This window comes from Pseudomonas sp. KUIN-1, assembly GCF_009176725.1.
In the GTDB taxonomy this organism is placed as follows: Bacteria; Pseudomonadota; Gammaproteobacteria; order Pseudomonadales; family Pseudomonadaceae; genus Aquipseudomonas; species Aquipseudomonas fragariae.
The window spans coordinates 5,792,305-5,806,713 of record NZ_AP020337.1; the positions used below are offsets into that span (position 1 = coordinate 5,792,305).

The 14,409-nt window shown below is 53.4% G+C and carries 10 protein-coding genes; all 10 read right to left on the reverse strand.

All coding sequences use genetic code 11. From position 1 onward, the window contains the following. Window positions 1–233 precede the first annotated feature (233 nt). The 10 genes from KUIN1_RS26365 to tssM all read right to left on the reverse strand — a co-directional run bounded on the left by KUIN1_RS26365 (window position 234) and on the right by tssM (window position 14,405). Window positions 234–734, reverse strand: a complete 501-nt coding sequence (locus tag KUIN1_RS26365; protein WP_146050672.1) for a tetratricopeptide repeat protein — start codon at window positions 732–734, stop codon at window positions 234–236. Window position 735: 1 nt separating this feature from the next. Beyond that, window positions 736–1,071 carry a hypothetical protein gene (locus KUIN1_RS26370; protein WP_146050671.1) on the reverse strand — a complete coding sequence of 112 codons (336 nt, stop codon included), beginning with the start codon at window positions 1,069–1,071 and terminating at the stop codon, window positions 736–738. 220 nt (window positions 1,072–1,291) lie between these two features. Beyond that, on the reverse strand, window positions 1,292–2,101 hold the full coding sequence (locus tag KUIN1_RS26375) for a hypothetical protein (RefSeq protein ID WP_232059998.1): 810 nt from the start codon (window positions 2,099–2,101) through the stop codon (window positions 1,292–1,294). 174 nt (window positions 2,102–2,275) lie between these two features. Beyond that, window positions 2,276–3,016 carry a hypothetical protein gene (locus KUIN1_RS26380; protein ID WP_050554490.1) on the reverse strand — a complete coding sequence of 247 codons (741 nt, stop codon included), beginning with the start codon at window positions 3,014–3,016 and terminating at the stop codon, window positions 2,276–2,278. Window positions 3,017–3,024: 8 nt separating this feature from the next. Further along, on the reverse strand, window positions 3,025–6,063 hold the full coding sequence (locus tag KUIN1_RS26385; protein ID WP_152092395.1) for a hypothetical protein: 3,039 nt from the start codon (window positions 6,061–6,063) through the stop codon (window positions 3,025–3,027). Beyond that, complete coding sequence (locus KUIN1_RS26390) at window positions 6,063–7,058, reverse strand: sel1 repeat family protein (protein ID WP_103713752.1); 996 nt, start codon at window positions 7,056–7,058, stop codon at window positions 6,063–6,065. Before KUIN1_RS26390 ends, KUIN1_RS26385 begins: the two co-directional genes overlap by 1 nt. A 32-nt stretch (window positions 7,059–7,090) precedes the next feature. Beyond that, on the reverse strand, window positions 7,091–9,127 hold the full coding sequence (gene tssI / locus KUIN1_RS26395) for a type VI secretion system Vgr family protein (RefSeq protein ID WP_152092396.1): 2,037 nt from the start codon (window positions 9,125–9,127) through the stop codon (window positions 7,091–7,093). Window positions 9,128–9,148: 21 nt separating this feature from the next. Continuing rightward, window positions 9,149–10,156: a serine/threonine-protein kinase gene (locus KUIN1_RS26400; RefSeq protein WP_162886067.1), complete on the reverse strand. Its 1,008-nt coding sequence runs from the start codon at window positions 10,154–10,156 to the stop codon at window positions 9,149–9,151. After that, complete coding sequence (locus KUIN1_RS26405; RefSeq protein ID WP_003413669.1) at window positions 10,153–10,878, reverse strand: PP2C family protein-serine/threonine phosphatase; 726 nt, start codon at window positions 10,876–10,878, stop codon at window positions 10,153–10,155. Before KUIN1_RS26405 ends, KUIN1_RS26400 begins: the two co-directional genes overlap by 4 nt. After that, on the reverse strand, window positions 10,878–14,405 hold the full coding sequence (tssM, locus tag KUIN1_RS26410; RefSeq protein WP_162886066.1) for a type VI secretion system membrane subunit TssM: 3,528 nt from the start codon (window positions 14,403–14,405) through the stop codon (window positions 10,878–10,880). The genes KUIN1_RS26405 and tssM overlap by 1 nt, the downstream gene beginning before the upstream one ends. Window positions 14,406–14,409: the final 4 nt, after the last annotated feature.

A 14,409-nucleotide genomic window follows, 5' to 3' on the forward strand; every position in this document is an offset into this window, starting at 1 on the left:
CCTCGTTGTTGCTTCGCAACCTTCAAACCTGCCACGTTTTTGAACAAGTCTTGAACCTCAGCCTCAGCTATCAAAATTTTGATCTGTACTTGATATTTAATACCAACACAAGTATCTTTATTTGGTGAGGTTTTAGGTGTATCTGCAGTAGACCGTTGGATAACTGACCTTTCCCGCAGCGCCTTTAAAGCCACCGAATCAAAACTGGTCTAAGGTGCTGACAGCACTTCATGCTACTTTGTGCGTTCAGCGACTCGCGAAGGAACCTTATTGCTTTTCCCGTTAGCATTCATAGAATCAGCGTATTTCTTGTAGTATTTGACAGCTTCAGGAGTTTTTCCAGTATTCCAGAGCGAGTCAGCGATATTTAAAAACAACACTGTACGTTCGCCAATAGACTCAACTCTTCGATACATTCTAAGTGCGTCGCTATCATCACCCCCTTGAGCCAAATAAAACCCCAAGTCATTTAGCGCCTGTACATTTTCAACGCCTGAATAACAACTCGCATATGATTCAACACCCATGAACATTTGCTCTTTTATAGCGTCGGCCCTTAGGGTTGAACCGCGTACAGTCGAAATCGACTCGATCAATTTTTGAGGATTTATTGTTTCTAGCTTTGGTTTAACATTTTCCCCGCCGTCTGTCGACCAAATAGAACCCTTCCAACTTCCAGAACAAACCTCGGCAGATCTTGAGAGCAACACACAACCGCTATTAATTTCAACCATGTCACAATAGTTTTTTTTCAGTTTCCGTTACTTGCTCCGAATCGTAGAGCTTACCAAATATAGTTCTTTGAACCAGAGCATATCTCCCATCAGAAGACATGCTATCAGTATTTGCCCCTAGTCCTATCGAAGAGTCAGGAGCATTATTATACAAAGAAAAACTCAAGTTCTCTTTTTTAAAATCTACTGTCTTCCAAACGGCAGACTTTTCATCCCACGAGGAAAAATTTAACCTGGAATCGCCAGCCCCATTCAAAATTAGATCAGCAGCCTGGCAATTGGCAGCCATCAAAAACCAGCAAACAGCACTAGCAACTAAAAATCTCAAATTTGACATACTTATAACTCCGCCTTCAAGTGATTATATCGAAGCAATGCATTGGTTATTCTTCTTCGAGCACCATACAAGTCTAAAACTTTTCGTTCATTAAAGTTATATGCTGCGCCCCATGTATCAACATCCCGGCTGACTGTTGGATTTTGAGCAAAAAAAGTGTCAAGAGCAGATCCCAAATCATCCTTCACATACCCGGGTCGATTTATATCGTGATCTAAAACTACAGCTTTTCCGAGAGAGCTCTTGCCCCCCCCCCCGCAGTAAAGTTATAGCCTGTGGGCTTCTTCGTTAAAGAACTACGCAACCTTTCTATAAAATTCATTATTTGTATCTGTATATATGACGGACTTGCGATAGCGCAGGCCATCACTGAAACAGGCTGACAGTCAACCACCTTCCCAAATGTCGATTCACTGCAACCAATTTTTAAATTATCCTTCAGCGCCTGTCCTTCCAACTTTGCGCCACTAGCTCGAGCCGGCCCTTGATAATACATTTTCGTCGAATCACCTGTCTCATCCAACTTCCAGCCTTGAGAATCAAAGTATTCGACGTACGCCTCGGGGTGCTGATTTTTGAACTTTTTAACTTGTAACGGCAGCTCACCGCCACCGGACAAATTAATTGTTTTCTGCATCGCGCCGGCAGTAATTATTTCGCTATCATAACTTTGTACTCCGTTAATTTTCGCCTCGTTTCCAGACATTACAACAATAATTTTTTTCTCCTCTTCCGTTATTTTTCCTTCTGAGACCAGGTCATCCCACTGAGGCGCACTCCCAAGCTCTTTGTCACCCGTATGCAATGGGCCATAGTGCGTCTTACTGGAAGAAACCCAGCGGGTAGCCTTAACTATGGCGTTGCAAGCGCAGACTTTCTTAGCGCTAAATATTGAAATGAATTCTACGGGATGAAAATGCCATATTAAACTTGAGGTCATCTTAGCTTTCCCTGACAACTCATTCCAAAATACATATTTATCAATGCGTTCTTTCTTATGCTTCAACGTCTTCGGCGATGTTGCTAACATTATATCCAGCTTGCTCCAGTTAGCAGAGTCTGCTTTATCCTTACATAACCTGAAAAATCACAGCACGGCTTCCGAGCCAAAAAATAAGATGCTGCCGGAGCATTTCAAAATACGCTTACGACAGAAATTTTTGAAAACGCCCAACACGGAGAACCAAGCCTGTGAAGGTTAATATCATTTAGCGATATTATTTAACTTATCGTAGTCCAACCTATCAAACGCCGACTCCAAACTTTTCGCAACCACCTCAACATAAACAGGAGTGGTAATATTTGGATAATTAAAAACAGTAAAGACGGTCGAATTTCCAAAACTATGGGAGTGCCCGCCACTCTTCACGATGGTGGTCGGAGAACTGTCACTTAATTCTTCTTGCACCTTATATACTCGCACTAGACCAATACCCTTAATTCGCGCCTCTTCAATTGACACATCACGAGGTGGATCCTGCAGCAATGGCGAAATATCGACTGAGTCAACTTCACCTTTCCACAAGTCAGAATACTTATAAATTAGCTGATCATAATCTGCCGTCAGTTTGCTATCCAGACCGCAGACAGCCTTATTTATTAGCAAACCGTTTTGTTCACTCCTGATATTGCCATACACACAGTCGACTAAAACGTCACTGCCCACCCTTTTTACGGTGAGGTACGCTTCAAACTGACTGCGAGAGGCAAGATTCTCATAGTGCAGCGCTTTTTTCCCGCCAAAGTCAGTCAAATTTCTAGTGATTTCTCCTTTATCGCCCACTACACCTTTGATCAAAGCACTTCCGCCAGGCCAAAAAACTTTCAAACCTTGCGTCTTATTATCCACCTCATACGATTCGACGAGAGAACTATTCACCGAACCAGCGGCGTAAGCGTCCCCAAAAAAAATCGACAGCAGAGCAATAACAATTTTCATATTCATATTCATATTCAGTTGACCTCTGGTGCTACTGACGTAGCTTTCAATATCTCTTCAAATTTCAAAGCGTAACTTGCGATCAGTTGTTTTTTGTCCGATCCGTTGATGACTCTACGTGCACCTTCGTAATCAGTGAGACCATTGCGTATATAGGTTCCAATTTTTGCGCCACTGAACACCCCTTCCTTCATACCCCAAATCATGATGGGAATTGAGTGTTTGAACTCAGCAGCCAGCTCTGGGCTGGAGACAAAGTCCACACCGAAGTACTCTGCCGCTTCTCTGTAATTTTTTTTCCATGTTAAGTGAACCAGGCCTCGACCACGATATTTGTAGCCGTCTCCTTCCACTGTGTTTTCCATCTTGATCGCGGTATTTCTTCTTGTGGCAGTATCAGCCAAAACCGGGTCATATTTATTGAAATAAGCCACGCGACCAATTTCCGGCGCAGAGCTAAAAAACTCACGTGCTATAAAGTTGTAGGCTTCATGCCTGGCAGTGGCAAACATATAAGCAAGTTCATACCTAGTTAGTAACACTCGCTCTTTATCTACATAGATATTAATGTTGGTCACAATTTCCGTCAAATTTTTCTTTGATTTTTCCGAAAACGCCGGGCTTTCGGCTTGGAAAGTAGAGTGTTTTTCACTGTATAGAGCGACAAAGCGTTCAACATCAATGTATGCAGATTGAGTCAGGAAATTCCGCACTAATTCAATCGGGTGAAAATGCCAAACGGCATCAGTACTAATCAATGCCTTACCTATCAATTCCTCCCAAAAAACATACTTGTCTATTCTCTCTTTCTCATGTTTCAACGTCTTCGGCGACGTTTCCAGCAGTTTATCCAACTTGCTCCACTTGACGGAGTCTGCCTTATCCTTCCACTCCGTAGGGTGATGGGCAACAAGCCTGGCCCACTGGGTTCTGGTTTCCGGTTTCTTAAGTGCCTCAGCCAGTTCAGCAGGCTCCACCTCGCCATCGTGGTTCTTGTCGATCTTCGCGAATAGGTCTTTGAAGAACTGCGGCATTGCATCCGGGTCCAGGAAGCCATCGGCTGCTGCGTTGTTCTCCTCCACGATCTGAAAGCCCAATTTTTCCCAATCGTGCTGTGTGATGACTGACGCAGTGGTTTTTTTTATCAGGCCGGCTACAGGCTGATCGTCCTCGATCACGCTGACCTCATACCAGTCATCTACGCCTTCTTTGACAACCGTGGCTTTAGCCAAGTCAACCGCATGGTCTTGCTTGAGTGCTGTGGTGCCTGTCGCGGGCGCTTTTTGCTTGAGTACAGCCCCGCTTGCAAGGTGCAGGTATTGCTTCCCAATCTTCAAACCCGCGGTGTTCTTGAGGAATTCTTTAACCTCAGCATCGGCTGTGAAGATTTCGACGTGAACCTGGTATTTGCTGCTGACGCCGCCATTTTCACCGGTGAGATTTTCGGTTTGTCCAAGATAGCCAATTGGATCGCCCGCCTTCACTCCGGTGCTCGTCATAACGACCGTATCAAAACTGGTCGGCGTTACCGAGTCCCATTTCAATACTTTATTAGCAGGGTCATTTTCAACACATGCCCAAAAGCTGGGGGGAACCGCACCATGACCCCGCAGGCCGCCACTCAGCATTGTGCACTTGGCCATCCGATGCAGCTTGCCATCCAGCGCCAGGTTGACGACTTCCGAAGAATTAAACTCGATGACGCTGTTCATGACCAGCTCCAGAGTTCCCTTCCGGGCGCCTGCAGGCTGGCCATTTGTAGGGCTGGCAGGATCATCGTACAGCGGCAACTTATTCACGACGGAGGCTTTGACCTTACCCTGCCAGTAATTGGGTCTTGCTCGCTCAGGCACATCGTCAGCGAGCCAGATGCGCTTAGGGACTGAGTTTTTGTAGGGTTCGCCGTTTTTCAAATAAGCGAACCAGACCTCCGCCCCCTCAACCCGTTTCTTGGTCGCACCCTGCTTCACGCTGCCAGATAGAATCTTACCCTTGGCATAAGTAAGTTCACCATTCTCGGCGGTCTCGCTAATTTCCAACTTGGTGCCGATTGCCAGTTGTCCGCAGGACGCAGTGGTCACTCCGGGCGCTGGAGCGGTGTCGTAAGCCCTGAAATCTCCAACCTTCATGGTCACCTTGGGTTTAGGTGTTTCTGCAGGTGATAAGGGGTAACGCGCAAACGGCAACAGATGCATATACAAGCTGTAAAAACTCAGCTTGTTCTGCTTGCCTTTATTAGCTCCCTCCTCGGGATTAGGCGCTGATTTGTACTCGTGACGCACCAAGCAGAAGGAATTGGAGTATTTGAGTTTTTTCTCGTTATCGCCAAACGTGGATTCCAGATAATCCTCATTCAGACGATAGGCCACAACTTCACCGTCGGCCATACAGCGCACGGGCTCATTCAACACACATTGCGGGGCGCTCCTATCACTTATGTGGATACCACCGTGCCAGAATTTGTTACTGCCCAGCAGGTAGTGGCCGGATGTCTCTCCTTCCAACGCCTTATAGACTTCTTCTGCATCGGTGAACTGCTTCCCGTCAGCCTTGCGGAACGGAAATTGGAAATTCATCAAGGGTGCTGGCCCGGCAGGCGCGGGCGCTGGCGCATCTGCCGGTTGCGCTCCGCTTCGATACTGGGCTTTAGGCCTCAGATATTTGTCGGGCATCGGCCAGTAAGCGCCAGCGCCGAATTTTGCGGACTTCGGTCCCGTAGAGGTTTGCGATCCGAAGAATTCTCCCTTGGTGCGGGTTACATCCATTTTTTCCACAACACCGGTATGCCCCTTCGTTGTCCACAGGGCAATATCACCCTCCTGGACATCATTCAGGGCAATGAAATCGTAGTGGGTGGTGTCTGACGCTAACTCCCTCGTAGTTTTGTAAGGGATGGTATAGCCAGCATCAGTAAGCATTTTGGTCAGAAGATGCGAGCAGTCTATCTCTTTGCGACCGTCACCATCGGCATCGCTGTTACCGACGCTCCCATAACCGTACTCATAACCCGTGTGAGGGTAATTAGCGCGCTGTTCGAGTAATCCTGTGCTCATCAGAAGCGTCCTGCTTTAAGACAGTGAGTGTCGTTGTCTACGGTAATACCCTTCTTGCGAAGCCGTTCCACGTTTGAGGACGCTGCTTCGTGCCCTCCTTTCTCGGCTTCCTCATAGCAGGCCATGGCTCTGGGTAGATCGTTCGGCACAATGGCGCCGACTTCGTAGGCACCTCCCAACTGGATCAACGCTGAAGGAGCGCCTGAACGTGCCGCCGTTACAAGGGCATCCAGCGATTTCTCGGGGTTCAAACACGCTCGCGTCTCCTCGCTGTCACCCTCATTACAGTAAAAGTCGGCCAACGCCACTCCAGCCTCAGGCACGCTCTTGGAGGCATCGATAAGCAGTCCAAGAATCTTCGTGTTTTCGAGACGCGGTGCCTGGCCAGACAGGCTGATTGCCGCAGCAGCAAAAGCGGCCTCTGCAGAACCTTGCTCCGCACCGTCCAGGTAGCTGTCCAATGCCGATACGTAGAGTTGAGCTGATGACTGAGACTGAGTATCCATGCCCAACTGATTAAATAACTCCCCACGTTTAAAGGCTCTTGCAGACAGCGATAATTTACCGCTTGGGTCTTGAGCATCAAGTACTTCTTCGAGCGACCAGTTTTCAATACGGCTCAAGGTCCAGCAATCGCCATGCTTGAAGGTGAGTATCGTCAAAACCTTGCCTTTGTTGTCGCGTATGTAGACTTGATTCGGCAATTGAACGGTCGCGCTCAGGCCAGGCTTTTGAGCGTTTTCGGCAGCCAGTAGTGACTGCGTTGAAGCATCAACAGCTTGCAACGGTCTCGGCACCACCCGATAAGCTGATTCTTTCGGCTCGACCGTCTGCTGGACCACCGGGGAAGCAGTGAAGGCTCGCTGCACTTGCGGGTTCGTAGAGAATTCCTTGAAAAACCCGGCAAAGTCATGCGTCGGGCATTGCGCTGCAAAGGCGCCTGAACTCAGCCCTACAGTGAGCAGGATTAACCATTTAAAACCGAAATTTCGCACTCGATCGTTCCTTTTCATTGCAGACTTCTTCATCACTCAGAAAACACAAAAACAGCCTTCGGTTCAACCTTCTCAGGCGGTGCATTCAACAACGCCGGATCCATCAAACTCCCCGCCTTGTCCTTGTCCACAACCCCCGGCAACCTGGGCGGCTTGATGCCTATCCCGGTGCCGGTTCCGGCGGAGCCTCCAGCGTTGACCTTCGCGATCGGGCCGATCATGGTTATACCGCCCGCGTCGAGCTTGATGAAGCTTCCGCCCGCTTTCACGGTGAGCTCCACGCCTGCCTCGATGACGATCTTTTCGCCGGCCTTCAAGTGAATCTCGGTGCCTGCGCTGGTCAGTTGCGCGGTGCCCAGTTTCACGTGCTGGTTCTGCGCGACGGTCAGGTGGTCGTCCATGCGCACTTCCGTCTTGCGGTCGGCGTGGGTGGTGCGGTGTTCTTCGGCTTTCAGCTCGGTGTAGGTGTTCTTTTCGACCGTGTCGTGGCGTTCGTTGCCGACGCGGATTTTCTGGTCGTGCTCGATGTTCTCGTCCCAGTCCCGCTGGGCATGGATGAAGATCTGTTCCGCCCCTTTTTTATCTTCGATGCGCAGTTCGTTGTAGCCGCCACCGCCAGGGGAGCTGAAGGTCTTGAATACCGTGCGGGTCTTGTTGGTCGGCAGCGGGTACGGAACCTGGTTTTCCTTGTGATACAGGCAGCCGGTCACCAGCGGTTGGTCCGGGTCGCCCTCAAGGAATGACACCAGCACTTCCATACCTACGCGCGGGATGCTGATGCCGCCGTAGCGATCGCCTGCCCAACTGCTGGAGACGCGCAGCCAGCAACTGGTCTTGTCATCGGCCAGGCCTTCGCGGTCCCAGAAGAACTGGACCTTCACACGGCCATACTGGTCGCAGTGAATCTCTTCACCCTTGGGCCCGGTGACCACGGCGGTCTGGCTGCCGAGCACGCGAGGCTTAGGGTGTTGCAGTGCCGGGCGATAAAAGACGGCCCACGGGGTTGCCAGGAATCGGTTGCGATAGCCGTGGTGGAAGTCGTCCTTGTTGTTGGTGGTGTCGCTGGTCACCGACTCCTCCAACACTTGCGGCTGCTTGCCTTCATGGACGATCTCGGTCAGCAGCCATAAGTCGTTCCACTCCGCGCGAGGGTGCTCGGATAACGGAAGAAAATGCCCGCTCTTGAGCGTGGTCTGATCGCCCCAGCCTTCGGCTTGCTGATAGTCGGCGCGATGGCGCTCAAGGGCGCGCTGGCTGAGGAATTTACCCCGCGCACGATCCAGGAAGCGGCCCGGGTAGTCGTAGTCTTCCAGGTCTGGCTCGGTGCTGTCGCCAGCAGGCTTGTAGGCCGCTTCGAGTTGCAGGTTGGGTTTTTCAAAGTCGTAGTCGCGACGGGTGATGCGACTGGTTCGGGTTTCCAGACGCAGTTGGAATCCCTTTATCACCGGCACGTCAGCGACCAGGCCGCTGCCTTGCACATAAGCCGTGGGCCCACTCAGCTTGGGGAAGACCGTTTGATCGTCGCCGAAGACCAGCACATGCCCTTCCTGGCTGTGCTGGAAGTGGTAGTGAACCCCCTCTTCCTCGCACAGCCGCTGGACGAAGTGCAGATCGGTTTCATCGTACTGCACGCAGTAATCGCGCGCCGGGCATGGCTGGCCGAGCTGAAAGCTGTAGCCGTTGCCCTTGATTCCATGCTCTTCCAGGATCAGCGCGATGATTTGCTGCGCCGACATCTGCTGATAGATGCGCTGGTTGGTACGGTGATGCAGGTACTGCAACTGCGGCACCAACGACAGGGTGTAACGCGTCAGACGCTTGCCCGCGTCGCCTTGGGCGATGCGGTAGATCTGCCCGTGGATGCCATTCCCCTGTGGATCGAAGGCCAGAAATGCCTGCTTGTGCAGAAGCGTCTCCAGATCGATGTCGGGGTTTTCGCTAACCAGTTCCAGGTCGAACCGAAACGGTTGGCTGATGCTTTCAGTGCCTGTAAACGACAACACTTGCAGGTCGCCTGAAAAATCTTTGACGGTCAGACTGAAGTGCGTTTCGTTAGAAGGATTGAACATTGTTTGCTCCCTGTTCGGTCGTCATCCGTTACACCAAGGTATCAAGCGTTGCAGCCTGGACGAGGTGGCGGCGAAAGCGTCACGCAGTTGTTTGGCAGTGATCTTGCGATCCTGTGCATCGAATGTCAGTGCCGACCGCAAAGCGGGCCAGCAGTGTTTCGGTAAATTCCTGGGTGCCTTCAACTCACGCTCAAGACGCTCGTCACGCGCCTGGGTCGACGGCAAGCGGCGAAACGGGTGCTTGCCTCCCGACAGTTCAAAAATCACACAGGCAACGCCATACACATCGGCGCTGGCTGAAAGTGCCTGGCCTTCCAGCAATTCCGGGGCTGCATAGCCCGGAGTCCAAGCGTTGAAACGGTCGCGACTCAGGTGAGGCAGGCCCGGCAATACGCCCTCCTCGGCCTGGCCAAGGCCAAAGTCGAACAGGCGCACGCCTTCTTCGCTGAGCATGACATTGCTGGGCTTCATGTCGCCATGCAACACGCCGCGGGCATGGGCATAAGCCAGTGCGTCGAGCAGCGCCAGTGCAATGTCACGCAATTCTTTCCACGGCAGGCCCAAAGGCCGTTCGCATAGCAGTTTGTCCAAGGTCAACCCACGCATGAGCTCCATGGTGATGAAGGCCCGCTGGCAGTGAGTGTCCACTTCGAACGTGTGCAAGCGCAGCACGTTGTTATGACGAAGGCGTCGGGTCAGGGCGAACTCGCTGTAAAGCAAGGCGCTTGCATCCGGCGACTCGGCAAATTCTTCGCTGAGGATTTTCAGCGCAACATAAGGATCAGGCTCGCCGAACTGTTCGCTCAGCAAGTCCTTGGCCCGGTAGACCGCGCCCATGCCACCGGCACCGAGTAGTCGCTCGATACGATAACGACCTGCCAGCACGTCGGGCATCTCACCGATACTGGCCTTGGTCGGCGCCAGCACAGATTCGGCCTTGTGTGATTTGGCAAACGCGAAGTAGGTCAGGTTGCTGTCCTGCTCTTCGCTCACCGGCAGGTCGTCGTTCGGGCGCATGAGTTCAGTCATTTGCGGATCACCACGGCCGTCAGATTGTCTCGCGCAGAACCACGCAAGGCGCCATCGAACAAGCGCTCCAGCGCCACCTGTGGCGCGGTCAGGCTCAAGGCGCTACCGAGTGCATCGCTGCCAAGTCCCTGATACAGGCCATCGCTGCACAGCAAAAATGCGTCGCCGGGATATACCTCTAGCTCCAATACATCCAGGGTCAACTGTTCTGCCGCACCGACCGCGCGCGTCAAGGCGTGCGCGGATGGATGAGCTCTGGCCTGTTCGACGCTCATTTTCTCCTCGTCTATCAGCTGCTGTTGCAGCGAGTGGTCTTTGGACAGCTGGTACAGACGCTGTCCGCGCCACAAGTAACAACGGCTATCGCCCGCCCAGATACAGGCGGCGCGATTGCCCTCAACCATCAGCGCCACTACCGTGCTGCCCATGATGCTGTCATGGCGACCCGCAGTGACTGTCAACTCCTGACCCAGACGGCGGTTGAGCCAGTGCAGACATTGACGAATGCCCTTGAGGCGTTCGTCAAAGCCTTCCTGCACAGGCAGTTCCGCCAGGCTGGCGACGATCAACTGACTGGCAACATCGCCGCCCTGATGACCGCCCATGCCATCCGCGACCACCCACAGCCCATGCTGCGGGGAATCCAGAAAAGCATCTTCGTTACGCGCCCGTACCTTGCCGGCATCGGTGCGCGCAGCGCTGCGCCAAGGGCTGGCCAGCATCAAAGCTGCCCCGGCATACGGAAGGTGCGCAGTGCGCCCATGTCAAACGGGTTCGGCGTACGCTGGCTGGTCAACAGGTAGTTGGCGCGCAAACCACCCACGTCAGCCTTGAGCACCAACACGTCGCGCCCGGTCAGGTATTCGGTCTGCATCAGGTCGAACAGACGGAACAGCGACCATGGACCGGTATTCTTCTCAAGCCCCAGCGGACGACCCACCATTCTGTCGAGTACCAGGCTGGTGCGACCGTCTTCCGCATCTGTAGGCCATTTGAAGGACACCGGTACGATCGGACCGTGACGGTATTCAATGGTCTTGTCGCCAAACTTGAACTCGGAGCGACTGACAGACGGGTCAAGGGTGTAAGGCTCCAGCTTGAACTGCACCTGTGGTTCGGCCGGGTTGTCGGCGAAGAAGCTCTGGCGGATCACCAGTGCCGCGGCCATCTGGTCGAGATAGACCTTGGAAACCGGCAGGCTGTAGCCATCGACGCTGCGCATGCGATAGTTGCCTGCATCGCCACTCACGAACGGACGCATGTAGTTATCGAAGAAGCGATCGGCAATGCCCTGAGCCTTGAAGAACTCACGGAAGTCACTGATTGCCACGTCGCTGGCGCTGTGCGCGTCGAAGGGATAGCGCTTGCTGATCGCCTTGCCATAGAAGCTGTACAGCTCGCTCTGATAGCGCTGGTTAAGGTACTGATAGGAATCGCCCAGCACCAGGCGCCAGGTGTCTTCAGCCAGAACGTTGAACCACACGCCTACCGGACGCGGCAAACGGCCGGACGCCGTGCGCAGATTGCTCAACGCATCGCGCTGGCCACCCATTCGGCTTTTGGCCATTTCGAAGGCGGCCTGATCCGGCGAGCTGGAACGTGCAAGGCTGGCCATCTGCAGTTGCAGCTCATTGAGAGCGGCCAGGGCAGGCGTCAGGTCGGCAGTCGGTCCGTTGTTGTCATCCAGCAAGCGGTGCAACGGCTCGAAGCGACTTTGCAGAGACTTCCTCGCGGTATCCGGCAGTTTTTTCGCCAATGCATCCGATGCCTTGCCTGCTGCAGCAGCTGCCAGTTTGCCAAGCTTGCCACCATTCTCGGTCAGTTGCCCTGCTGCATCGGCAGCTTCTTCTGCTGAATCGGCAACCACCGGGAAGCGGGTATTTTCACGCACCTCTATGAGCAACTGGATGACCGGGGAGTTGGCTGACGTCAGACCTGCCAACTGCTCGGCGCCTTCGCCGAAGTCATTGATTGCTGGCAGTTGAACCTCGCCTATCGCTTCACCCCAATAGTTGGCGTAGTCGCGGAAGTACAGCTGCTCCAGTTCAACCATCAGGCGGCGCAAGTCCATCGTGCTGAGACCGGCACCTTCACCCAGAACCCAGTTATCGCTCAGGATGTCAGTGACCAGTTTGGTGCCCTGAACCGAGAAATACTGCTGGTAGCCCTGTTGGGTGTAGAAGCCGGGGATCGTGTAATCGGTACCGACAAACAGCGCACCCTGAGGGCCAAGGTGCTGGCCCAAAGTGTATTCAGGCAGATTACGGGCCTGCTCGCGCAGCATGCGGTAAACCACGGTCGCCAGGGACTCGCTACGCAGAATCTGACGCGCCTGAGCCACCAGCGGATCATTCAACGGGTAGCTGAATGGCTGCTTCAACAAACGATCAAAATGGGTGTTCAAGCCGTTCTGTACCGCAGTGTTGCCGGTATAGCGCTGGGACCATTCGGCAGCGACCCAATCCTTGAGCCACTGAGCGTCGCGGCGATCCGTCATGTTCAGCATCAGGTACGCACGCAGGCTGTTGAGCAGGCGGTCGCGATCCTTGGTGTTGGCGCGAATCTGGCTTTCCAGCAAGTTTGCAACACGAGGCAGCAACTGGTCGTGAAGCTCACGTTCGTAAGCGACCCTGACCACCGGATTGACGTCTTCGCCTTGATACAGACCGCCACGCTCGTGATAACTCACGTCACCTTTTTCCGGGAAGACTTGAGTGGCTGCGTAACTGGTGTCGAGCGTTTTGAGCACCGCCATGGAGTCATCGCGAGCGCTCAGCGCCGAACGTTGCTGAGTCCAGGTCTGAGCCAGACTGCGCAGGTTTTCCAGACGTGAATAGTTGGCCGAAAAGCCACCAGCCCACAATACGCCGAACAGCGCCAACGCTGCCAGCGCGCCCACGTACAACGCACGTTGGCCCCAATGGATGCGACTGCGCTCACGCTTGTCCAGTCCCGCGAGATCGGCTTCCGGAAAAATGACCCGGCTGAGCAGATGGTGGATAAATCGTGATCGGCCGCTGCGCAGGGTAGGCAACACTCCGGCATTCATACCCAGATTGGCGCCGATGCCAGCCGTAGTAGCGTCCATTTCCTCTGTCAGATGTGGCGCACTGGTCAGGTAAAAGCCGCGCAACTGACTGACACGCTGGTAGCGGTTACCCGTAAATGCCAGATCGACAAACAGGCACAGGCGCTCGCCGATCTGCCCGAGTCGATGCGGGAAGTCGAGAATTCGACCACGACGCTGCGTGTCACGCTCTTGATGCATGCGCATGATCACCTGACTGTTCAGGCGACGCAGCAGCTCTTCGAACTCGGTGCGCAACACCGCCACATCAGTGCCCATCTGCTCTTTGCGGAAGCTCGTGCCGAGGACCTGATCGCTTTCTTCACGCGTCAGTTGATCGAAGAACTCTTCAAAACCCAATAAACGGTCGGCCTTGCTCAGGACCAGATAGATGGGCACATCGACGTGCAGTTTCTGATGCACGTCCTGCAAGCGCGCACGCACCTGACGAGCGAGTGTTTCAAGGTTCTGTTCACTGTCATTCAGCAGGGTTTCGACTGGAATGGTCACCAGTACACCGTTAAGCGGACGATTGCGGCGACGTTTGCGCAGCAGTTCCAGCAAGGTGTTCCAGGCACTGCCGTCGACTTCGGCGTCAGGCTGGGTCAGGTAGCGGCCAGCGGTGTCGATAAGCACGCCGTGATCGGCGAAGTACCAGTCACAATGACGGGTGCCCAGAGTGTCCCGTGTCAGTTTGCGTTCAATCTTGTTGATCGGAAACTCAAGGCCCGAGAAATCCAGCAGGCTGGTTTTGCCACTGCCTTGCGGACCTATCAGCAGGTACCAAGGCAAGTCGCTGCGCCAGCGTTCACTACGGCCGCGATAAAGGCTCGAGGTTTTCAGCGTTTTCAACGCAGCCTTGAAGCGCGTTTTCAGCTCCTTCTGCTCTTCGTCGATCTGCTCTTCACGGCGGATGCGATCCTGGCCGTCTTCGCTGTCTTCGATGGCTTTTTTGCGAACACCCGCGCGCCAACTGACGAAAACCATCGTCAGGCCCCAGATCAGGAACAGCACGCTGATGGTCAGCAGTCGCGATGTGGAGCTTTCCCAGAACTTGTAATCATCTACCGCCAGCAGCGGCCCGGCGAACCACACCAACAGCGCAACAAACAGCACCAGCAGCAGCGTCCAGACCCATGTCTTGCGCAGGAATGCGCCGACTTTCTTGAAGAAGTTTTTCATCATG